Origin of the sequence: Streptomyces sp. N50 (assembly GCF_033335955.1) — a bacterium.
Taxonomy (GTDB): domain Bacteria; phylum Actinomycetota; class Actinomycetes; order Streptomycetales; family Streptomycetaceae; genus Streptomyces.
Genome location: NZ_CP137549.1, coordinates 8,141,278 through 8,163,433, shown reverse-complemented (window position 1 = coordinate 8,163,433; position 22,156 = coordinate 8,141,278). Strand labels below are relative to the sequence as shown.

Annotated in this window: 21 protein-coding genes; 8 read left to right on the top strand and 13 right to left on the bottom strand. The window is 69.7% G+C overall.

Annotation, left to right across the window (positions count from 1 at the left end):
- The first annotated feature begins 116 nt into the window (after positions 1-116).
- The 7 genes from R2B38_RS36265 (at position 117) to R2B38_RS36235 (ending at position 5,856) form a co-directional block, all read left to right on the top strand.
- Entirely contained in the window at positions 117-1,181 is a 1,065-nt protein-coding gene (locus tag R2B38_RS36265; RefSeq protein ID WP_318020037.1) for an aromatic ring-hydroxylating dioxygenase subunit alpha, read from the top strand.
- Positions 1,178-1,357 carry a hypothetical protein gene (locus tag R2B38_RS36260; protein WP_318020036.1) on the top strand — a complete coding sequence of 60 codons (180 nt, stop codon included), beginning with the start codon at positions 1,178-1,180 and terminating at the stop codon, positions 1,355-1,357. The genes R2B38_RS36265 and R2B38_RS36260 overlap by 4 nt, the downstream gene beginning before the upstream one ends.
- The gene (locus R2B38_RS36255) at positions 1,354-2,298 is read left to right on the top strand and encodes a PDR/VanB family oxidoreductase (protein WP_318020035.1); all 945 of its coding nucleotides are present in this window, start codon (positions 1,354-1,356) and stop codon (positions 2,296-2,298) included. Before R2B38_RS36260 ends, R2B38_RS36255 begins: the two co-directional genes overlap by 4 nt.
- A gap of 195 nt (positions 2,299-2,493) precedes the next feature.
- Complete coding sequence (locus R2B38_RS36250; RefSeq protein ID WP_318020034.1) at positions 2,494-3,462, top strand: ABC transporter substrate-binding protein; 969 nt, start codon at positions 2,494-2,496, stop codon at positions 3,460-3,462.
- Positions 3,459-4,232 carry an ABC transporter permease gene (locus tag R2B38_RS36245; protein ID WP_318020033.1) on the top strand — a complete coding sequence of 258 codons (774 nt, stop codon included), beginning with the start codon at positions 3,459-3,461 and terminating at the stop codon, positions 4,230-4,232. Before R2B38_RS36250 ends, R2B38_RS36245 begins: the two co-directional genes overlap by 4 nt.
- The gene (locus R2B38_RS36240; protein ID WP_318020032.1) at positions 4,229-5,008 is read left to right on the top strand and encodes an ABC transporter permease; all 780 of its coding nucleotides are present in this window, start codon (positions 4,229-4,231) and stop codon (positions 5,006-5,008) included. Before R2B38_RS36245 ends, R2B38_RS36240 begins: the two co-directional genes overlap by 4 nt.
- Before the next feature lie 20 nt (positions 5,009-5,028).
- On the top strand, positions 5,029-5,856 hold the full coding sequence (locus tag R2B38_RS36235; RefSeq protein ID WP_318020031.1) for an ABC transporter ATP-binding protein: 828 nt from the start codon (positions 5,029-5,031) through the stop codon (positions 5,854-5,856).
- Here R2B38_RS36235 and R2B38_RS36230 read toward each other — a convergent pair.
- The 12 genes from R2B38_RS36230 to R2B38_RS36175 all read right to left on the bottom strand — a co-directional run bounded on the left by R2B38_RS36230 (position 5,825) and on the right by R2B38_RS36175 (position 19,775).
- Positions 5,825-8,005 (bottom strand): discoidin domain-containing protein, encoded by a 2,181-nt coding sequence (locus tag R2B38_RS36230; protein WP_318020030.1) that lies wholly within the window; start codon positions 8,003-8,005, stop codon positions 5,825-5,827. The two genes, R2B38_RS36235 and R2B38_RS36230, sit on opposite strands and share 32 nt — an antisense overlap.
- Before the next feature lie 66 nt (positions 8,006-8,071).
- On the bottom strand, positions 8,072-9,673 hold the full coding sequence (locus tag R2B38_RS36225) for a glycoside hydrolase family 13 protein (protein ID WP_318020029.1): 1,602 nt from the start codon (positions 9,671-9,673) through the stop codon (positions 8,072-8,074).
- A 40-nt stretch (positions 9,674-9,713) separates the two neighbouring features.
- Entirely contained in the window at positions 9,714-10,589 is an 876-nt protein-coding gene (locus R2B38_RS36220; RefSeq protein WP_033281652.1) for a carbohydrate ABC transporter permease, read from the bottom strand.
- Entirely contained in the window at positions 10,586-11,542 is a 957-nt protein-coding gene (locus R2B38_RS36215) for a sugar ABC transporter permease (protein ID WP_318020028.1), read from the bottom strand. The genes R2B38_RS36220 and R2B38_RS36215 overlap by 4 nt, the downstream gene beginning before the upstream one ends.
- 4 nt (positions 11,543-11,546) lie before the next feature.
- A complete protein-coding gene (locus R2B38_RS36210) occupies positions 11,547-12,893 on the bottom strand; it encodes an ABC transporter substrate-binding protein (RefSeq protein ID WP_318020027.1) in 1,347 nt (448 codons plus the stop codon).
- Between the two features lie 110 nt (positions 12,894-13,003).
- The gene (locus tag R2B38_RS36205) at positions 13,004-14,002 is read right to left on the bottom strand and encodes a LacI family DNA-binding transcriptional regulator (protein ID WP_318020026.1); all 999 of its coding nucleotides are present in this window, start codon (positions 14,000-14,002) and stop codon (positions 13,004-13,006) included.
- 82 nt (positions 14,003-14,084) lie between these two features.
- Positions 14,085-14,780 (bottom strand): GntR family transcriptional regulator, encoded by a 696-nt coding sequence (locus R2B38_RS36200; protein ID WP_033281648.1) that lies wholly within the window; start codon positions 14,778-14,780, stop codon positions 14,085-14,087.
- A 69-nt stretch (positions 14,781-14,849) separates the two neighbouring features.
- Positions 14,850-15,851 (bottom strand): proline racemase family protein, encoded by a 1,002-nt coding sequence (locus tag R2B38_RS36195; RefSeq protein WP_318020025.1) that lies wholly within the window; start codon positions 15,849-15,851, stop codon positions 14,850-14,852.
- 63 nt (positions 15,852-15,914) lie between these two features.
- Positions 15,915-16,811 (bottom strand): dihydrodipicolinate synthase family protein, encoded by an 897-nt coding sequence (locus tag R2B38_RS36190; RefSeq protein ID WP_318020024.1) that lies wholly within the window; start codon positions 16,809-16,811, stop codon positions 15,915-15,917.
- A gap of 69 nt (positions 16,812-16,880) precedes the next feature.
- Positions 16,881-18,320, bottom strand: coding sequence for an FAD-dependent oxidoreductase (locus R2B38_RS36185; RefSeq protein WP_318020023.1), 1,440 nt, complete (start codon positions 18,318-18,320; stop codon positions 16,881-16,883).
- On the bottom strand, positions 18,313-18,615 hold the full coding sequence (locus tag R2B38_RS36180) for a (2Fe-2S)-binding protein (protein WP_318020022.1): 303 nt from the start codon (positions 18,613-18,615) through the stop codon (positions 18,313-18,315). The genes R2B38_RS36185 and R2B38_RS36180 overlap by 8 nt, the downstream gene beginning before the upstream one ends.
- Complete coding sequence (locus R2B38_RS36175; protein WP_318020021.1) at positions 18,612-19,775, bottom strand: FAD-binding oxidoreductase; 1,164 nt, start codon at positions 19,773-19,775, stop codon at positions 18,612-18,614. The genes R2B38_RS36180 and R2B38_RS36175 overlap by 4 nt, the downstream gene beginning before the upstream one ends.
- A gap of 92 nt (positions 19,776-19,867) precedes the next feature.
- On the opposite strand from R2B38_RS36175, the gene R2B38_RS36170 reads away from it, so the two are divergent.
- Positions 19,868-21,280, top strand: a complete 1,413-nt coding sequence (locus R2B38_RS36170) for an aminopeptidase P family protein (protein ID WP_318020020.1) — start codon at positions 19,868-19,870, stop codon at positions 21,278-21,280.
- A 41-nt stretch (positions 21,281-21,321) separates the two neighbouring features.
- Here the strand turns inward: R2B38_RS36170 and R2B38_RS36165 are convergent, their stop codons facing one another.
- Entirely contained in the window at positions 21,322-22,137 is an 816-nt protein-coding gene (locus tag R2B38_RS36165) for an ABC transporter permease (protein ID WP_318020019.1), read from the bottom strand.
- Positions 22,138-22,156 lie beyond the last annotated feature (19 nt).

Sequence of the window (22,156 nt, the reverse complement as noted above, 5' to 3'; positions counted from 1 at the left end):
GGAAACCCTTCCGTCTGGCAGAAGCCGCCTTGCCGACCCCCCGCCCGCCTCAGGACGCTGATCCCAACCACGGCACGCGGGGCGACGAAGCCCCGCCGACAGGGACGGGACCGCCAATGCCGCACACCACCGCCTTCGCCCGCAACCAGTGGTACGTCGCCGCCTACAGCCACGAGGTCGGCCGGGACCTGCTCGGCCGGACGATCCTCGGCGAACCCCTCGTCTTCTACCGCACCGAGGACGACGGCACCGCCGTAGCGCTCCACGACCGGTGTGTGCACCGGCGGTTCCCGCTCTCCGAGAGCCGCCTCGACGGGGACCGCATCGTGTGCGGGTATCACGGCTTCACCTACGACACGACCGGCACCTGCGTGTACGTGCCGGGGCAGAAACGCATCCCCCGCACCGCCCGCGTCGCCTCCTACCCGGTGGTCGAGCAGGACGCGCTGGTCTGGGTGTGGATCGGCGACCCGGCGCTCGCGGACCCGCAGGTCATCCCCCGCGCCCCGCACCTCGCCTCCCCCGACTGGGTCACCGTCAGCGGTATGGAGCCGATCGACGCCGACTACGGCCTCCTCGTCGACAACCTCCTCGACCTCTCCCACGAGACGTATCTGCACGGCGGCTACATCGGCTCCCCCGAGGTCGCCGAGACGCCGATCACCACGGAGGTCGACGAGGGCGCCGGCGTCGTACGGGTCAGCCGGCACATGGGCGACGCGGAGTGCCCGCCGTTCTACGCCAAGTCCACCGGAATACAAGGGCGGATCACCCGCTGGCAGGACATCGAGTACCACGCGCCCTGCCTCTACCTCCTGCACAGCCGCATCGCCCCGGTCGGCGTCCTGCCCGAGGAGGACGGCAGCGACCCGAACGGCTTCCACACCGAGATCACCTACGCCATCACGCCCTCGTCGGACGGCAAGGTGTACGACTTCTGGGCGGTCTCCCGCGACTGGGCCACTGACGACTCCGAGGTCACGGAGTTCCTGCGCGGCAACAACCACACCGTCGTCATGCAGGACGTGGACGCGCTCAACCTCCTTCAGAAGACGCTGGGTTCGGAACGCGGTGGCTACCAGGAGCTGAGCATCAACATCGACACCGGTGGCCTCGCCGCCCGGCGTATCCTCGCCCGGCTGGTCGAGGAGGGCGCCAAGCCCGTGGAGAAGGTCCAGTGACCGCTCCGACCGGCGAGGTCTACCGCATCGACTGGTTGCCGGGCACCGACGTCCTGCACGGCACCTGCCACTGCGGCCGCGAGCACACGTCCCAGGACCCGATCGAGATGTGGGAGTGGATGCTCGCCCACCCCCGCGGCCACGCCGTCGACGACGCACAGGGAGCCGACGCATGACCACCTACGACACCTACGATGCCGAACTCGTCGTAGCCGGACGGGAGTTGGCGGCCGACGGCGTCCTCGCCCTCACCCTGCGCCACCCGCTCGGCGAGCAACTCCCCACCTGGGAACCGGGCGCCCACATCGACGTCGTCCTCGGCCCCGACCTGGAGCGCCAGTACTCACTCTGCGGCGCCCCGGCCGACCGTACGACCTGGCGGATCGCCGTACTGCGCGAGCCCGACGGGCGGGGCGGATCGGCTTACGTACACGGGCAGTTGGAGCAGGGCGACAAGGTCCGGGTACGCGGCCCGCGCAACCACTTCCGGCTGGAGCCCGCCCCCCGCTACCGCTTCGTCGCGGGCGGCATCGGCATCACCCCCCTCCTGCCGATGCTGGCCGCGGCAGAGGCGGCGGGCGCGGAGTGGAGCCTGCTCTACGGCGGCCGCACCCGCAACTCCATAGCGTTCACGCAGGAGTTGAGCCGCTACGGCGACCGCGTCACCGTCGCTCCGCAGGACGAGGTCGGGCTGCTCGACCTGCCGTCGGTCCTGGACGACGTTCCGGACGGCACCCTCGTCTACTGCTGCGGTCCAGGGCCGCTGCTCGACGCGGTCGAGGCACGGTGCCCCGGCGGCATCCTGCATGTCGAGCGGTTCTCGCCCAAGGCCCAAGTCACTGGCACCGACAGCGAGTTCGAGGTGGTGCTGGAGCAGAGCGGGAAAACGGTCACCGTCCCGGTGGGCGTGTCCGTGCTCGACACCGTGCGCGCCGCCGGTGTCGAGGTGCTGTTCTCCTGCACCGAGGGCACCTGCGGGACCTGCGAGACCGATGTCCTCGAAGGGACCCCGGACCACCGCGACTCGGTGCTGAGCGAGGAGGAGCGGGCGGCCGGCGAGACGATGCTCATCTGCGTCTCACGCTGCCTGGGAAAGCGGCTCGTCCTGGATCTGTGACGACGCCGGACGATCCGGCAAGAGCGCACTCACGACACGGCAAGAGCGCACTTCGATAACTGTCAACAATATTGTGAGCACTAGGCATTGACCTGGCCGCGACGGGGCCCTACGTTCCCGCTCAACACCAATTGAGCACCACTGTGCGATGTGCGCACAGCCTGTCGGAACACCGTCGTCTGCACAGGAGTTGCCATGCGTCGTCTGCTCGTCGGCCTCGCGGCCGGATCCATGCTGGTCGCCGCGTCGGCCTGCGGTTCGTCCGGCAACGGAGCGTCGGACAACAGCAGTTCGTCCACCGGAACCACCACGGTCAAGGTGGGGGTCATCCCCATCGTCGATGTCGCCCCGCTCTACCTCGGCCAGAAGGAGGGCTTCTTCAGCAAGCACGGCCTGAAGCTCTCGATGACCCTCGCGCAGGGCGGCGCGGCCATCGTGCCGGGTGTGGTGAGCGGCCAGTTCCAGTTCGGCTTCTCCAACATGACCTCCCTGATGCTCGCCGAGTCCAACGACGTTCCCGTGAAGGCCATCGCCAACGGCGTCGCCTCAACAGGCGTGTCCGGCAAGGACTTTGGCGCCCTCGTCGTCAAGAAGGGGAGCAGCCTCAAGTCGGCTAAGGAGCTGGAGGGCAAGAAGGTCGCGGTCAACACGCTGAAGAACATCAACGAGACGGCCGTACGCGAGTCCGTCCGCAAGGCCGGCGGCGATCCGGACAAGGTGAAGTTCGTGGAGCTGGCCTTCGACCAGATGCCGGCCGCGCTCGACAAGGGCCAGATCGACGCGGCGATGGCCGTCGAACCCGCGCTCACCACGATGTTGAACCAGGGTGCCCAGCAGATCGCCTGGCCGCTGGTCGACGTCGCGCCGAACCTCACCGTCGCCATGTACTTCACGTCGACGGCGTACGCGGCCAAGAACCCGGACGTGGTCAAGAAGTTCCAGGAGGCCACCGCCGAGTCCCTGGCCTACGCGGACGCCCACCCGGACGAGGTCCGGCAGATCGTCGCGACCTACACCAAGGTCCCGGCGAGCGTGCTGGCCAAGGTGATCCTGCCCAAGTGGCCCGCCGATGCGAACCGTTCGTCGATCGAGGCGCTGGAGAAGCTGAGCGAGACCGACGGCCTCTTCAAGAAGACCCCCGACCTGAACACGCTGCTTCCGTGAGGGGACTGAACACCGCACTCGGTGCGGCCGGACTCGCGGCCTTCCTCGCCCTCGGCGAGGTCGTGCCGCGTGTCGGCATCGTCAAGGAGGCCTACTTCCCGCCGACGAGCAGGATCGCCTCCGCGTTCTGGGACGAGCTCAAGGACGGCGCCTTCTGGTCGGCCCTCGGCGACACCCTCACCGGCTGGGCCCTGGGCCTCGCGATCGCCGTCGGCGCGGGCATCGTCGTCGGCGTCCTGCTCTCCGTGGTCCCCCACCTCCGCGAGGCCACGGCCTCGACGATCGAGTTCCTCCGCCCGATCCCGTCGGTCGCCCTCATCCCCCTGGCAGTGCTGTTGTACGGCACCGAACTCAAGTCGGTGCTGTTGCTCGTCGTCTACGCCTCCTTCTGGCAGATCCTGATCCAGGTCCTCTACGGCGTCCAGGACGTCGACCCGGTCGCCGAGGAGACGGCACGGTCGTACGGTCTCGGCACCTGGGCCCGGGTCCGCCACGTGCTGTGGCCGAGCGCGCTGCCGTACGTCATGACGGGCGTGCGACTGGCCGCGGCGGTCGCGCTGATCCTCACCATCACCGCCGAACTGGTCATCGGGGCACCGGGGTTGGGCGCGACCATCGCGGTCGCGCAGACCTCGCAGGCCGTGCCGGAGATGTACGCGCTGATCGTGGTGACCGGTCTGCTGGGGCTGCTCATCAACGTGGGCGCGCGGACGGTGGAACGGCGGGCGCTGGCCTGGCACCAGTCGGTGCGCGGGGAGGTGGCGGTGTGAGGCGGACCCTGATCCGGCTGCTGTTCGCGGTCGCGCTGCCGGCCGTCCTGATCGCCCTGTGGTGGCTGGCGTCGGACGGCAGCACCAACGTGTACTGGCCGCCGCTGCGCACGATCCTCAACACCTTCCCCGACGTGTGGACCGGCGACCGCCTCAAGACGGACGTCCTGCCCAGCATCCTGCGCCTCGCGGCCGGTTACGCCACGGCGGCCGTCGTCGGCGTCGCGATCGGAACGGTCATCGGCTCGTACCGCCGGGTGCGCGCGGTGTGCGAACCGGTCCTGGAGTTCCTGCGGGCCGTACCGCCACCGGTGCTGGTCCCGGTCATCATGCTGTTCGCGGGCATCGGCGACACGATGAAGATCGTGGTCATCGCGAGCGGCTGCGTCTGGCCCGTCCTTCTCAACACGGTCGAGGGCGTCCGCGCGGTCGACCCGGTCATGAAGGAAACAGCCCTCTCCTACGGCGTCACGGGCGTCGCCCGGCTGCGCACGCTGGTGCTGCGTTCGGCGAGCCCGCAGATCTTCGCGGGGCTGCGCCAGGCGCTGTCCATCGGGATCATCCTCATGGTCATCAGCGAGATGTTCGCGGCCACCGACGGGCTGGGTTTCACCATCGTCCAGTTCCAACGCAGCTTCGCCATACCGGACATGTGGACGGGCATCCTCGTCCTCGGGATCCTGGGGTTCCTGCTCTCCGTCGTCTTCCAGGTGGTCGAGCGGCGGGTGCTCGGCTGGTACCACGGCCTGCGCGCCGCCAACCGCCGTTCCTCGTAAGGCTCATGAAAGGGCGGTCCATGCACGCGCAACTCGACGTATCCGGCCTGCACAAGGTCTACGAGGGTTCCGGTCGCCGGGTGGAGGCGGTGCGGGACCTCACCTTCACCGTCGACGCCGGCGAACTCGTCTGTCTCGTCGGCCCGTCGGGCTGCGGCAAGACCACACTGCTGAAGTGCATGGGCGGCCTGCTCACCCCGACCGCGGGCGAAGTCCTCCTGGGTGGACGGAAGGTGAGCGGTCCGCCGCCCGGGATGGCATTCGTGTTCCAGGAGTACGGGCGCAGCCTCTTCCCCTGGATGCGGGTCGGCGAGAACGTCGAACTCCCTTTGAAGCAGAAGAACTTGTCGAAGTCCCGACGGCGTGAACTGGTGGCCGACGCACTGGAGTCGGTCGGGCTGACGGAGGCCGCGGGGGCGTATCCGTGGCAGCTGTCCGGCGGGATGCAGCAGCGGGTCGCGATCGCACGGGCGCTGGCGTACGAGCCCGAAGTCCTGCTCATGGACGAGCCGTTCGCGGCGGTCGACGCGCAGACCCGGGCCGATCTGGAGGACCTGGTACGGGGGTTGTGGCGGGAGCGCGGGATCACGATCCTGTTCGTGACCCACGACATCGACGAGGCCGTGTACTTGGGCGAGCGGGTGGTCGTGCTGTCCGCGTCGCCGACCGTCGTGCAGGAGCAGCTGAAGGTCGATCTGCCCGTGGAGCGCGACCAGTTGCACACCCGGGTCGCCCCGCGCTTCGCCGAACTGCGGACCCATGTCTACGAGCAGATCCAGGCGGCGAAGCGCGGGACGCTCCCGATTCAGGACCGGCTCACGAAGTCTGATACGCCTCCACTTCGCTGAACTGGGCCGCCGGCCAGCCGGTGTTGGCGGTGACGTTGAGCCGCACATAGCGCAGGTTCGTGCCACTCGGGAGCGCCACGGTGACCGTGTTCCCGGTCGCCGGGTCGAAGCGGTAGCCGGTGGAGCCGACGACGGTCGAGTAGGCCGAGCCGTCGGTGCTGCCCAGCACGGACAGCGTCTGCGTGCGGGCGCCCCACGCGGAGGACGGCGGGAGCTTCAACACCAGCCTGCGTACGGCCTGGTTGGAGCCGAGGTCGACCGTCCAGGCCTGTGGGAAGGCGTTGTTGGCGGACTCCCAGTAGGTGTTCGCGTCGCCGTCGACCGCCTTGCCCGGCGTGTAGACGTCCTGCGAGCCGGTCGCCGTGGCGGGGCGGCCCTTGGCGAGGTTGGTGTTCTGGTCCGGGGGCGGGTTGCCCTGACCGGGCTGCGGCCAGGTCGAGCAGTCCGACCAGGTGCTGCTCCAGCCGGAGTTGCCGCCGCCGTCGGTGAGGCTGAAGACCCCGGAGCCTGACGGGTAGGGACAGTTGTAGATACCGGCCGCGCCGACGCCGGTGGCCTGCACGTTGCTGAACCTGGCCGCGCCCTGCGCCTCGGCCTGGACGACGACCGTGCCGGTGTTCTGCACGCTCGCCCCGCTCACGGTGACGTTGCCGGTCGAGTAGCCGTGCCCGCCGCCGGACACGAACTCGAAGGCACTGTAAGGGCTGTTGGTGATCGTCGTGTTGGTGATGTTGACGGTGGCGTTGACCGCGCTGTCGTAGGAGTCGACGCGCAACGCGCCCATGGGATGGCCCCAGTTGGGGTTGATCGCGCCGGTGCGGACGAGGGTGTTGCCGTCGACCGTGATCGTCCCGGCGAGCGGGGAGAAGGGGTCGAGGAACTTCTGGTTGGAGATCGCGATGCCGCTGCCGAGGGCGTTGGTGTCGGAGACCAGGTTGTTCCGGACGGCGATGTTCGTGCCGCCGTAGATCGCGATGCCGTTGGCGAGGTTCGGCTGGGAGATGGTGTTGTTCTCGAAACTGCTGTTGGTGTCCGGGGAGTTGAGCGACCACATGGCGAGGGAGTCGTCGCCCTGGTTGCGCAGGAAGTTGTTGCGGACGATGACGCCGTGGGCGTTGCCGTTGAGGTTGAGGCCGTCGGCGGTGGTGTCGAGGACGCGGTTGTTCTCGACGACGAGGTTGTCGTTGTTGCCCGTCAGCCAGAGGCCGACCTTGAGGTGCTGGATCCACATGCCGGAGACCGAACTGCCCGGTCCCAGCGAGCCGTTGACGAAGTTGTCCGGGTTGGAGTCGACGCGTTCGGTGACCTCTCCGATGACCGCGAAGTCCTTGATGTGGACGCCGCCGGAGGAGCTGGACTGGTCGATGAAGCGCGAGGTGTGCACGACCGAGTACCACTGACCGGCGCCCTGGAGCGTCACGTTCTGCACACCGCTGAGCGATGAGGTGAGCCGGTAGTCGCCCGGCGGGATCCACACCACTCCCCCTTGTGCTGCGGAGATGGCGTCCCGGAAGGCCTGGGTGGAGTCGCCCGCGCCGCTGGGGTCGGCACCCTTGGAGACCACGGACACCGAACCGGCGGGCTGCGCGGCGGCCCCGGCGACCTGCTCGAAGTCGGCGACGTCGACGGTGACTTGGGTGCCCGTCGCCACGAACGCGACCTTGTCGCCCTGCTGCACGTTCTGGCCGAGCAGGAGCCGAGAGTTGTCGAAGAAGTGGTGCGTCTTGGCGCCCGCGATCCAACTCGTGTCGACGTACGAGTACTTGGAGGTGACGGCGAGCGTCTTGCTGATCTTGACCCCGTTGACGTAAACGTCGAGGCTGCCGCTCTGGCCGTCCGGGACGTTGTAGGACACGTTCACGGCGTTGGCCGCGCGCGGCACGGTGAACTCGACCCGCTGCCCGGAGGTGAGCCGTACGGCCTGGCGTCCCGAGGCTTCGGAGGCGAGGGTCCCCTGGGTGTAGTCGGGGCCGATCTTCGTGCCGGTGGTGGTGGCCGACTCGGCCTCGACGGAGGTGAAGGGGAGGGAGGCGCCCGAGGCCGCGTGGGCGGCGGCGGGGGTCAGGGCGACGAGCATGCCGGCGGCGAGCGCGACGGTCGCACCTATGATTGGCATGCGCCTGACAGATCGGAAGGTGGTGCTGTGCATGTGCCGATCCCTTCGAGGTGGGGGTGCGGGGATAGCGGATGCAGGGTGACGGCCGGGGGCCGGCGGCTATGCGGTGCGCAGCCAGGCGGCCGTGTCCCGCGGCAGGCGTCCCTGGTCGTCCAGGGGGCCGCTGGTCAGCAGGAGGTGGGTGTGGGCGGGGAGGTCGGCGGGTGCGTCGGCGAGGTTGACCACGCAGGTCACGCCCTCCGCGCGGGCGAAGGCGAGGACGCCGTCGGGGGCGGGCAGCCAGGTGAGGGGACCGTCGCCGAAGACCGGCCGGAGGTGGATCGCCTCGCGGTAGAGGTTGAGTATGGAGTCGGCGGTCCGCTGCTGACGGTCGACCGCATACGATGTCCAGCCGACCGGCTGCGGCAGCCACGGCTCACCGCGCGAACCGAAGCCCGCGTACGGCGCTTCCTCGACCCAGGGCAGCGGCACCCGGCAGCCGTCGCGGCCGGGGTCGGTGCCGCCGGACCGGAGGTACATCGGATCCTGTATGCGGTCGACGGGCAGCTCGACCTCGGGCAGTCCCAGCTCCTCCCCCTGGTAGAGGTAGACGACCCCGGGCAGGGCCAGCGAGAGCAAAGCCGCCGCCCGTGCGCGCCGGGTGCCGAGGGCGAGGTCGGTCGGGGTGCCGAAGGCCTTGGTGGCGAAGTCGAAGCCGGTGTCGGCGCGGCCGTAGCGGGTGACCGTGCGGGTCACGTCGTGGTTGCACAGGACCCAGGTGGCGGGCGCGCCGATCGGGGCGTGCTCGGCGAGGGTCTCGTCGATCGAGGCGCGCAGTCGGTCCGGGTCCCAAGGGCAGGACAGGAAGGCGAAGTTGAAGGCGGTGTGCAGTTCGTCGGGGCGCAGGTAGCGGGCGAAGCGTTCGGTGTCGGGGAGCCAGACCTCGCCGACGAAGACGCCGCCGTACTCGTCGGCGACGGCCCGCCAGGAGCGGTAGATGTCGTGGAGTTCGTCGCGGTCCACGAAGGGGTTCGGGTCGCGGCCCTCGACGAAGTCGGGCAGGTCCGGGTCCTTGGCGAGCAGCGCCGCCGAGTCGATGCGGACGCCCTCGACGCCGCGCTCGAACCAGAAGCGCAGGATGTCCTCGTGCTCCTGACGCACCGCCGGGTGGGCCCAGTTGAGGTCGGGCTGTTCGGGGGTGAACAGGTGGAGGTACCAGTCGCCGTCGGGGAGGCGGGTCCACACGGGTTCGGTGGAGCCGGCGAACTGCGACGGCCAGTCGTTGGGCGGGAGTTCACCGTGTTCGCCGCGACCCGGGCGGAAGTGGAACAGCTCGCGTTCGGGGCCGCCGGCGAGGGCGGCGCGGAACCACGGGTGCTGGTCGGAGACGTGGTTGGGCACGATGTCGACGATCGTGCGGATGCCCAACTCCCGTGCCTCGGCGATGAGTTTCTCCGCCTCGGCGAGCGATCCGAAGGCCGGGTCGATGGCGCGGTAGTCGGCGACGTCGTAGCCGCCGTCCTTCATCGGTGACAGGTACCAGGGATTGAACCAGAGGGCGTCCACGCCGAGTTGGGCGAGATACGGCAGTCGGGAGCGGACGCCCGCGAGGTCGCCGGTGCCGTCGCCGTCGCCGTCCGCGAAGCTGCGGACGTAGACCTGGTAGATGACGGCGGAGCGCCACCAGTCGTCCTGGCTCTGGGCAGGGGTGGGCTGTCCCACGGTGCTGGCCTTTCTGTCGGGGGCGTCGAAGGGGGCGGTGTCAGCCCTTCGTGCTGCCCGCGCTGATCCCGGCGATGATGTGCCGCTGGAAGACCAGGAACATCGCGACCATGGGGATGCTCGCGATCACCATCGCGGCGATGAGCACGGTCAGTTGGATGTTCTGGGACAGCTGGACGAGTGCCACGCTGATCGGCTGTTTGTCGGTGTCGGAGAAGACCATCAGCGGCCACAGGAAGTCCTGCCAGACGGCGACGAGCGCGAAGATCGACACGACGCCGAGGACCGGGCGGGACATGGGCAGGACGATGGACCACAGGATGCGGAGTTTCCCGGCGCCGTCGATCTCGGCGGCTTCCATGACGTCGCGCGGGAGTTGGTCGAAGAACCGCTTGAGGAGATACAGGTTGAAGGCGTTGGCGACGGCGGGCAGCCAGATGCCGAGGGGGCTGTTGAGCAGGCTGGTGTGGATCAGCGGGAGGTCGGCGGCGGTCAGGTACTTGGGTACGACGAGTGCCTGGGCCGGAACCATCAGCGTCGCCAGGATGCCGCCGAGGATCAACTTGCCGAAGGCGGGCTTGAGTTTGGACAGGGCGTAGGCGGCGGCCGTGCACAGGACCAGCTGGAACGCCCAGGCGCCGGCGGCCTGGACGACCGTGTTCCACAGGTGCTCCGGGAGCTGCATCAGGTCCCAGGCGTCGGTGTAGCCGCTGATGTGCAGGTGGTGGGGCACGATCGTGGGCGGGGTCTGCGCGATCTCGTCCGGCGACTTCATCGCGCCGGTCACCATCCAGTAGACGGGGAAGAGGAAGGCCAGGGCGAAGAGCACGACGACGCCGGTGAACACCGTCCAGTAGACGGCCTTTCCGCGCGGCCGGGCGAGGCTTGCCGGGGAGAGCAGCGTGCGGGTGGTCACAGGTCGTCCTCTCCGGAGCGGGTCAGCCGCAGATAGAGGGCCGAGAAGACGCCGAGCAGCACGAGGAGCATCACGCTGAGCGCGCAGGCGCCGCCGAAGTCGTTGTAGAGGAAGGCGTACTTGTAGATCAGGTAGAGGACGGTGACGGTGGCGCTCTCCGGTCCGCCGCCGGTGATGACGAACGGTTCGGTGAACACCTGCATCGTGGCGATGATCTGAAGGAGCATCAGCATCAGGATGACGAACCGGGTCTGAGGGATCGTCACATGCCGGACGCGTTGCAGCAGGCTCGCGCCGTCCAGTTCGGCGGCCTCGTACAGCTCGCCGGGGATGGACTGGAGCGCGGCCAGGTAGATCAGGACGGTGCCGCCCAGGTTGGCCCAAGTGGCCACGATCACCAGGGAGATGAGGGCGGTGTCGGTGCCGTTGGACCAGTTCGAGGTGGGCAGGTGCAGGAAGCGCAGCGTCTCGTTGGCGAGGCCCGCTCCCGGGTCGTAGAACCACTTCCACAGCAGGGCGGTGACCACCGGCGGGATCATCACCGGGAGGTAGACGACGACCCTGAAGAAGGCCTTCCAGTGCCTCAACTCGTTGAGGACCAGGGCGAGTACGAAGGGGATCGCGAAGCCGATGAGCAGGGCCAGCGCGGTGAAGACGAGGGTGTTGCGCCAGGCCGCGGCGAACTCGGGGTCGTGCCAGACCTGGGTGAAGTTGTCGGTGCCGACCCACTCGGGCGAGGAGCCGGGCGTGTACTTCTGGAAGGCGATCACGACCGCGCGGATCGCCGGGTACCAGGAGAACAGGGCGAAGCAGATCAGGCCGCCGATGAGGAAGGCGTAGGCGCGCGCCTGGTCGAGGAGGCGGCGCCGCCCCAAGCCCCCTGGCGGGGGCGGCGCCTCGACCTGTCGAACTGCCGTCGTCTCGACGGGACTCCGGGTGGCCGTCCGGGTCATCGGGTCAGCCCCGGGCCAGGATGCCGTCGATCTTTCCGGAGGCGTCCTTGAGGAGTTGGTCGATGTTCGCGTCCTTCTTGGTGAGGACGGCGGAGACGGCTCCGTCGAGGACGGAGTAGATCTGCTGGGCGTCCGGCGGCTCGATCTTCATCTGGAGGGACTGGTTGCCGTCGAGGAAGGCCTGGTAATTCGCCACCGGGACATTGGAGTTGGCCTTCTTGACCTGCTGGTCCTTGGCGTCGGCGGCGCCGCTGAACAGGCGCGGCTCGGGCAGTCCGACGGGCGCGTTGGCCTTCTTGGCGCGGGCGTAGTCGCCGAGGAAGCCGCTGCCCGGGGTGAGGAACATGCTGTCGAGCCACTTGAGGCCGGCGCGGATCTGGGCGGGCGTGTCGTGCTTGTTGAACATGTAGCCGTCGCCGCCGATGAGCGTGCCCTGGCCGCCGGGCATCGGGCCGAGGGCGAGGTCGTCGTAGTTGCCGCCCTTCTCCTTGACCAGGATCGGGATGTTGTCCGGCGCGGAGAGGTACATGCCGAGCTTGCCCGAACCCATCAGCTGCTGCACGTCGTTGATGACCAGGAGCTGCTTGCTGCCCATCGAGTTGTCGGTCCAGCGCATGTCGTGCAGGTTCTGCAGCACTGCGTGGCCCTGGGGCGTGTCGATGGTCGCCTTCTTGCCGTCGGCGCTGACGACGTCGCCGCCCTGCGAGTACATCTCGGCGGTGAAGTGCCAACCCCCTTGGTTCTGGGCGCTGTAGTCGGCGTAGCCGACGGTGCCGTTGCCGAGCGCGGCTATCTTCTTGGCATCGGCCCGGACCTCGGCCCAGGTCGTCGGCGCCTTGTCGGGGTCGAGTCCGGCCTGCTGGAAGAGCTTGCGGTTGTAGATCAGGCCCATCGAGTAGCCGGTGCGCGGGATGCCGTAGATCTTGCCGTCGACGGTGTAGATGTCACGCAGCTGCTTCTGCAGCGTGTCGTAACTCTTCAACTCCTTGATGTACGGCGTGAGATCGGCGGCCTGATTGATGTCGACGACGTGCTTGGCGTCGGTGAAGTACGTGTAGAACACGTCCTCCATCTGGCCGCCGGCGAGTTTGGCGTCGAAGGTTTTCGGGTCCTGGCAGGGAAACGCGTCGTGGGTGACGACGTCGACGGTCGGGTTCTTCTTCTCGAAGGCCGCGACATCGGAGTCGAAGAACTTGCGGTCGACCTTGGCGCTCTTGGGCGGCTCGCAGTTGACCGTGATGCGTGTCTTGCCACTCGCCGAGTCGTCGCCGGACCCGCAGGCGGAGGCAGTGAGCGCGAGAGAACAGACGCCGATCGCGGCGAAGGTGCGGCGGAACCCGGTGCTTCTCATCGGTGGACCCCTCTGGGCAGGAGCGGTGGGCGCCGCACACTCAAGCACCGCCGACACCTGTCCGCAAGATGTCGCGCAGAATCTGTAATTATTCGACAGCGTGCTGACACTCAGCCGCGCGGGGCTTGCGCGGTGGAACCACGCACCACCAGTTCCGGTTCGAAGAGGAGCTCCTCGGCCGGCACGGCGGTGCCGCCGACCTGCGAGTTGAGCAGCTCCACGGCGGCCCGGCCCATGGCCTCGATGGGCTGGCGGACGGTGGTCAGCGGGGGTTCGGTGCAGTTCATGAAGGCGGAGTCGTCGTAACCCACGACGGAAATCTGTGACGGGACGTCAAGTCCCTTGCGGCGGGCGGCCCTTATCGCGCCCAGGGCGAGGGGGTCGCTGGCGCAGATGATGCCGGTGACGCCCCGGTCGATGAGCCGGGAGGCCGCGGCGTGGCCGCCCTCGATGGAGAAGATGGCGCGGGCGACGAACTCGTCGGGCAGATCGGTCGCGAGGGCGCGCGCGGCGGCCAACTTCCTTGCGGACGGCATGTGGTCGGCGGGGCCGAGGACGAGCCCGATGCGCTCGTGGCCGAGGGAGGCGAGGTGCCGCCAGGCCTGCTCGACGGCGACCGCGTCGTCGCAGGAGACAGCCGGGAAACCGAGGTGGTCGATGGCCGCGTTGACCAGGACGACGGGGATGTTGCGCTCGGCTAGCAGCCGGTAGTGGTCGTGCGGCGCGTCGGCCTGCGCGTAGAGCCCGCCGGCGAACACGACGCCGGAGACCTGCTGTTGGAGCAACAGGGTCACGTAGTCCGCCTCGGAGACGCCGCCCTTGGTCTGGGTGCACAGCACCGGGGTCAGACCGAGTTGGGCGAGCGCGCCGCCGATCACCTCGGCGAAGGCGGGGAAGATGGGGTTCTGCAGCTCGGGCAGCACCAGTCCCACGAGCCGCGCGCGCTCCCCGCGCAACTGCGTGGGCCGCTCGTAGCCCAGAACGTCCAGGGCGGAGAGCACCGCCTGCCGGGTGGGCTCGGAGACTCCGGGTTTGCCGTTGAGCACCCGGCTGACCGTGGCCTCGCTGACCCCGACCTTCTTCGCCACCTCAGCAAGTCGTCGCGTCATGTGCGCAAGAATAGCGCAAGATACGCAAGTGGTTTGCGTTATGCGGCGGTCGGATCAAGCCGATCCCGGCTCCCGGCCCCGGTCAGTCGTGGGCGGCCCACAGCCCGCGGACGTGCCCCAGGTGCCGGGTCATGATGTCACGCACGGCCGCCTTGTCACGGTCCAACAGCGCGTCCAGCAGCTCCAGATGCTCCTGCGCGGAGGCCAGCAGCCGCCCCGCCTTGACGAGGGCGGTCAGCCCGTAGAGGCGGGAGCGCCCCCGCAGATCTCCGACGACCTCGACGAGGTGGGCGTTGCCCGCGAGCGCGAGCAACCCGAGATGGAAACGGGTGTCCGCCTCGACGTACGCGATGAGGTCACCGGCCACGGCCGCGTGGACGATCTCCCGGGCGGCGGGGCGCAGCGCCTCCAGCGAGACGGGGTCGGCGGTCCCGGCCAGCCCCACCACCGTGGGGATCTCGATCAGGGCGCGGATGTGCGTGTACTCGTCGAGCTGCTTCTCGGAGACGGCGGTGACCCGGAACCCCTTGTTCGGGACGGTGTCGACCAGCCCCTCCTTGGCCAGGTCCAGCATGGCCTCGCGCACCGGGGTCGCCGAGACACCGAAGCGGGCGGCGAGTGTCGGCGCGGAGTACACCTCGCCGGGCCGCAGCTCCCCCGCGATCATCGCGGCCCGCAGGGCGTCGACGACCCGCTCGCGATAACTGCTCTTCTTGCCGCCCAGCGTGGGCAGGTCCGGAGCGGTGGCGGGCGGGGCGCTGGCTCGCTGGACGGCCATCGGAAGTCTCCTAGTGGTGCAAGGTCACACACGGTGCAATGTCACGCGTGACCGGCCATTATCCCCGGTCTAGAGGATGAATCCGCCCGGGAACGGATCGGCGGGATCGAGCAGGTACTGGGCGGTCCCGGTGATCCAGGCCCGGCCGGTGAAGCTGGGCAGCACGGCGGGGACTCCGGCGACCTCGGTGGTGTCGAGGAGCCGTCCCGTGAACCGGGTGCCGATGAAGGACTCGTTCACGAACTCGGTGTGCAGCGGGAGTTCACCGCGCGCGTGGAGCTGCGCCATGCGGGCGCTGGTGCCCGTTCCGCACGGCGAGCGGTCGAACCAGCCCGGGTGGATCGCCATGGCGTGCCGGGAGTACCGGGCGGTGGCGCCGGGCGCGTACAGGTGGACGTGATGGCAGCCGCGAATGGAGTCGTCCTCGGGGTGGACGGGCTCGTCCCGGTCGTTGATCGCCTCCATGAGGGACAGGCCCGCCTTGATGATGTCGTCCTTGCGGGACCGGTCCAAAGGCAGCTCGAACTGGTCCAGCGGCAGAATGGCGTAGAAATTGCCGCCGTACGCCATGTCGTACGTCACCGTCCGCCCGTCGGCAAGGGTGATCTTGCGGTCGAGGCCGACGGAGAACGACGGGACGTTCTTGAGGGTGACGTTCTTCGCGGCGCCGTTCTCCACTGCGACTTCGGCGACGACGAGTCCGGCCGGGGTGTCGAGCCGGATCGTGGTGACCGGCTCGACGACCTCGACCATGCCCGTCTCGACGAGCACGGTGGCCACGCCGATCGTGCCGTGCCCGCACATCGGCAGATAGCCGGAGACCTCGATGTAGACGACGCCCCAGTCGCAGTCCGGGCGGGTGGGCGGCTGGAGGATGGCACCGCTCATCGCGGAGTGGCCGCGCGGCTCGTTCATCAGGAACTGCCGGATCTGGTCGCGGTGTTCGCGGAAGTACAGCCGCCGCTCGTTCATGGTCGCACCGGGGATCGTGCCGATGCCGCCGGTGATCACGCGGGTGGGCATGCCCTCGGTGTGCGAGTCGACGGCGTGCAGGACGAGTTTGCTGCGCATGACGCTCCTGATGAAGGGCGGTGAACCATTGTGCCGTTGTCTACGCGAGCCCGGACGCGACGTCTACGCGAGCCCCGCCGCGACCGCCTTCTCGGTGGCCGCCCGCACGGTCGCCTCCTGCTCGGGCAGCAGCGGGACGCGCGGCGGACGGACCGGGCCGCCGCGCCGGCCGACGATGTCCATGGACAGCTTGATGGCCTGCACGAACTCGACCTTCGAGTCCCAGCGCAGCAGCGGGTGCAGCTGCTCGTACAGCTTCTTCGCCGTGGCCAGGTCGCCGTCGACCGCCGCGTGGTACAGCTCGACGGACGCGGCGGGCAGCGCGTTCGGGTAACCCGCCACCCAGCCCTTCGCACCCGCGAGCGCGAGCTCCAGCAGGACGTCGTCGGCGCCGATCAACAGGTCGAGTTCCGGGGCGAGTTCGGCGAGCTGGTAGGCGCGGCGGACATCGCCGGAGAACTCCTTGACGGCGTGGATGTACCCCTCGCCGTGCAGCTTCGCGAGCAGCTCCGGCACCAGGTCGACCTTGGTGTCGATGGGGTTGTTGTACGCCACGATCGGCACGCCCGCCTTCGCGACCTCCGCGTAGTGCGCGAGCACCGAACGCTCGTCGGCGCGATAGGCGTTGGGCGGCAGCAGCATCACGGAGGCGCAGCCGGCGTCGCGCGCCTGCTCGGCCCAGCGGCGGGACTCGGCGGAGCCGTAGGCGGCGACACCGGGCATCACGCGCGCGCCGCCGATCGCGGCGACGGCCGTCTCGACGACTTTGGACCGTTCCTCGGGCGTGAGCACCTGGTACTCGCCGAGCGAGCCGTTCGGCACGACGCCGTCGCAGCCCTTCTCGACCAGCCAGGCGCAGTGCTCGGCGAACTTGTCGTAGTCGACGGCGAGTTCGGAGGTCAGCGGGAGCGCGGTGGCGACGAGGACGCCGCGCCAGGGGCGGTTCGGGGTGGTGGTCATAGGGAGTCCTATCTCAAGAGCACGGGTCTCAATAGCGCGTGACGTTTCACTGATGAACAGGGCGCAGGGTCAGTCCGGCTCAGCTGCGGGCTCGGACTCTCCGGCACCGGCCAGCACTCCGAGCGGTACGGGCCGCGCGAACGGCCGTCGGGACGGGGTGAGTTCGCACCCGGCCAGCCCCGCGACGGCGGGCCCGCACATCCGCCCCTGGCACCAGCCCATCCCGGCCCGCGTCAGCAGCTTCACGGTCCGTACGTCACCGGCACCGAGCCCCTCAACGGCCTCGCGGATCGCTCCCCCGGTGACCTCCTCGCAGCGGCAGACCACGGTGTCGTCGGAGACGAGATCGGTCCAACGGGCGGGCGGTGCGTACACGGTGTCGAGGGCGGCGAAGAACTCCCGCAGTCTCGTACGGGACTTGGCGGCCGACGCCCACGAACTCGGGTCGGGTTCGGTGCCGTTCAGGCGCGCGGCGGCGGAACGCCCCGCGACGTGGCCCTCGGCGAGGGAGAGCGCCGCGCCGCCGATGCCGGTGGTCTCACCGGCCGCCCAGACGCCAGGGACGTCGGTGCGCTGCTCGTCGTCGACCTGGACGTCGACTCCGTCGAGCCCGCAACCCAGCGTCTCCGCGAGGTCGGTGTGCGGAAGCATGCCGTGGCCGACGGCGAGGGTGTCGCAGGCGATCCGGCGTTCGGTGCCGGGCCGGACACGCCCGTCGGTGTCGAGTGCGGCGACGGTCACCGCCTCCAGCCGCTCGGCGCCGTGGGCCTCCACGACGGCGTGCCGGGTAAGCAACTTGATTCGGTGGCGCAGGAGTTGGGCCGCGTACTGGGCGCCCTCGGCGACCTTGCCGGGCTGCGCCGCGAGTGCTCGGGCCCGTCGCACGAACGCCTTGGGGTCGGCGGACTCGACGAGCGCGGCCACCTCGACTCCGGCTGTCGCGAGGCCGGTTGCCACGGGAAGGAGGAGCGGGCCGCTACCGGCGACCACGGCGGTGCGTCCGGAGACGGCGAGGGTGCCCTTCAGCATGGCCTGGGCACCGCCCGCGGTGAGGACCCCGGGAACGGTCCAACCGGGGAACGGGAGGACCTTCTCATAGCCACCGGTGGCGAGCAGGACGGCGTCGGCGCGTACCTCGACCGGGGACTCCTGGGCGGGGCCGAGGAGGGCGCGCACGGTGAAGGCGTCTCGGGCAGCACCGCCGGCCTGTTCCTTCAACCGCCGCTCCACGAGCCACACATGATGGTCCGTCAAGTGCGTTACGCGGCCAGCATCCACGTGTCCCGCGAGGGCGTCCCTCAACCGCTCCCACGTCCGCCACTGGTGGTGCAGGGCCTGCGGGCGCCCGGCGTTCAGTTCGGTGGCGGGCTGTCGGTAGAACTGGCCGCCCGCCTGCGCCGCCGAGTCGATCAGGGTGACGCGGACGCCGTGGGCCGCGGCGGCGACGGTGGCGGCGAGTCCTGCCGGGCCCGCGCCGATCACGGCGAGGTGCGGTCGGTGCTCAGTCATCGTGGCCCGTCCCCTCCTGCGTACGGATGGCGTCGCCCGGGTGCAGGGGCACCAGGCAAGCCCGTTGGTTCGGGCGGGAGTTGACGGTGACGAGGCAGTCGTAGCAGACGCCGATCCCGCAGAAGACGCCGCGTGGGCGGCCTTCGCCCCGGGTGGTGCGCCAGGACGTCACGCCCGCCGTCCACAGTGCGGCGGCGACGGTCTGGCCGGGGAGGGCCTCGATCGCACGGCCGTCGAGGGTGACCGTGAAGGCCGGGCCCGGGTGGGCGTCGGCGAGGTCCAGTGGGGAGTTCACGCGGACGCCTCCTCGGGGAACTCAGGAAAACGGTCGGGCCGGAAGGGCGTCATGTCGAGGTCCGGGGTCTTGTCGCGGAGCAGTTGGGCGATCAAGTGCCCTGTACCGGTGGCGAGTCCGATGCCCGCGCCCTCGTGCCCGCAGGCGTGGACGAGGCCGGGGACCCGGGGGTCGGGGCCGATGGCCGGGAGGTGGTCCGGCATGTACGGACGGAAGCCGAGGTAGGAGCGCATCGCGTGGACGTCGGACAGGAACGGGAACAGCTTCGTCGCGCCCGCCGCCAGCGCCCGGACGACCGGCAGCGAGAACTCCCGGTCGAAGCCCACGCGTTCACGGCTCGCGCCGATCAGGACCGGTCCAGCGGCCGTGCCCTCCACGACCGGCGAGGTCTGCAGGGCGGCCGAGTCGCTGGCCACGTCGGCCACGTAGTCGGCGGCGTACACCTTGTGGCGGATCAGGCGGGGCAGCGGTTCGGTGACGAGGACGAAGCCGCGGCGCGGGAGGACGGGGAGGGTTACTCCGGCGAGGGCGGCGACTTCGCCGCCCCAGGTGCCGGCCGCGTTGACGACCGTGGGGGCGAGGATGTCGCCCCGGTCCGTGCGGACGCCGTGGACCGTTCCATCTGCCTTGAGGAGTACGTCCGTCACCGTGCGGCCGGTCAGCAGGCGGGCGCCCGAGGCCCGGACGAGGTGGGCGGCGGCCAGGGCGGGCATCACCTGGCAGTCCTGGGGGTAGTACACGCCGCCCGGGAGGCCGGGGGCGAGGTGGGGTTCGAGGTCGTAGAGGGCGTCGCCGTGGACCGGTCCAGCGACGACTCCGGCGGTGCGCTGCTCGTCGGCGAAGCGCTCCAGTGCGGTGAGCCCGTCGGGCGTGGAGGCCACGACGAGGCCGCCCTTCGCCTCGTACTCGACGAACTCCCCCAGCTCCTCGGCGAGTTGTGCCCACAGGCGGCCGGAGAGGAGGGCGAGGTCGAGTTCCGGGCCCGGCTCCTTGTCGGAGACGAGCAGGTTGCCCTCGCCGGCGCCGGTCGTGCCGCCGGAGACCGGGCCGCGGTCCACGATGACGACGTCGAGGCCCGCCCGGGCCGCGTAGAGGGCACAGGCCGCGCCCACCATTCCGGCTCCGACGACCACGACATCGCAGGTCAGTCGCTTGCTCACGGCAGTACTATGTCACATGACTCTCTAACTGGGTATGTCCCCACGCGGATCTCCCCACCCGCATGCCACCACACACGGAAGAGGTGCCCGACGTGGTCAAGGGCCGAAAGAACGGTCTGTACCGAGGAATCTCCGACGAGTTGTCCGCCCTGATGCGGACCGGTTGGGCCGACACCGAGCGCACGGATCTGGAGCCGACCGAACAGGCACCGCACGCGGCGCGCCGCCGGGCCGCGCTGTCCGCGCTCTTCCCGGGCGAGCGCCTCGTCGTGCCGTCCGGGAAGCTCCTGATCCGCTCGAACGACGACCACCACCCGTTCCGCCCGTACTCCGGCTATGTGCATCTCACCGGCGACCAGGCACGCGACGGCGCCCTCGTCCTGGAGCCCCGCGCCGACGGCGGCCACGACGCGCACTGCTACCAGCTCCCCCGCGACAGCCGGGACACCGACGAGTTCTGGACCGGCTACACCGCCGAGCTGTGGATGGGCCGCCGCCGCTCGCTCGCCGAGTCGGCGCAGGTGCTCGGGCTGCCCTGCCGTGACATCCGCACGATCGCCGAGGACCTGGCGCAGGCCTCCGGGACACCCACCCGCGTCGTCCGGGGCGTCGACCCGGCCCTGGACGCGGCGCTCGACACCGACGAGGACCGCGACGACGAGTTCGAGTCGGCCGTCTCCGGGCTGCGGCTGGTCAAGGACGCGTGGGAGATCGGCGAGATGCGCCGGGCCGTCGACTCCACGGTGCGCGGATTCACCGATGTCGTACGGGAGTTGTCGCAGGCGGTCGCCACCTCGGAGCGCTGGATCGAGGGCACCTTCTTCCGCCGGGCACGCGTCGAGGGCAACCATGTCGGCTACGGCTCGATCTGCGCGGCCGGCGAGCACGCCACGATCATGCACTGGACCGACAACGACGGCCCGGTCCGCCCCGGTGAACTCCTCCTGCTGGACGCCGGAGTTGAGACGCACAGCCTCTACACCGCCGACGTCACCCGCACCCTCCCGATCAACGGCACGTTCTCCCCGGTCCAACGCCAGGTCTACGACGCGGTGTTCGAGGCCCAGGAGGCCGGCATGGCGGCGGTGAAGCCGGGTGCGCACTACCGGGACTTCCACGAGGCGGCCCAACGATCCCTGGCCGAGCGGCTGGTGGAGTGGGGCTTCATCGAGGGGCCGGCCGAGCGGGCGTACGAGCTCGCGCTGCAGCGGCGGTTCACGATGGCCGGCACCGGGCACATGCTCGGGCTCGACGTCCACGACTGTGCCCGGGCGCGCAACGAGGAGTACGTGGACGGGGTTCTCGAACCCGGCATGGTGCTCACCGTCGAGCCGGGCCTGTACTTCCAGCCCGACGATCTGACGGTGCCGGAGGAGTGGCGGGGCATCGGCGTGCGGATCGAGGACGATCTGCTGGTGACGGCGGACGGTCACGAGAACCTGTCGGCGGGGTTGCCTCGCTCGGCCGACGAAGTCGAGGCGTGGATGCGGGAGTTCGCGGGCTGAGCCGGTCGACTGGTCACCCCGGCAGGCGGGATGACCAGTCGTCAGACGCGGCTGGCGGTGGCCGTGTCGGCGGACAGCCGCTGGGCGACGTAGATCGGGAGCACGGAGAGCAGGACGAGCACCGCGGCCACCACGTTGACGACCGGGGCCTGTTGGGGCCGGGTCATGTTGTTGAAGATCCAGATCGGGAGGGTCTCGATGCCGGGCCCGGCGGTGAACGTGGTCACCACGATCTCGTCGAAGGACAGCGCGAACGCGAGCAGTCCGCCCGCGAGGAGCGCCGAGCGCACCAGCGGGAAGGTCACGTCGACGAAGGCGCGGAAGGTGTCGGCGCCCAGGTCCATCGCGGCTTCCTCGTACGACCCGGAGGTGCGCCTCAGGCGGGCGACGACGTTGTTGAAGACGACGACGATGCAGAACGTGGCGTGTCCGACGATCACCGTGAACAGGCCGAGGCCCACTCCCAGCGGCTCAAGTACCGTGCTGAACGCCGAGTTGAGGGCGATGCCCGTGACGATGCCGGGCAGCGCGATCGGAAGGACGACCACGAAGGAGATGGCGTCGCGGCCGAAGAAGCGGTACCGGGCGACCGCGAAGGCGATCAGCGTGCCGAGCACCAGGGCGATGGCGGTGGCACCGAGACCGGCCTTCACGGAGACCCAAAGGGCCGCGCGGGCACCGGAGTTCTGCCAGGCGACCGACCACCAGTGCAGGGTCAGGGTGGACGGCGGCCAGCTCGCGCTGCGGTCCGGGTTGAGGGAGTTGACCAGGACGAGCAGGAGCGGGACGTAGATCACCGCGAAGCCGAACCCGGCGGCAACGCGCAGGGCGATACGCGCGGAACGGGAGAGCTGCATGACATGTCACCCCCTTCGG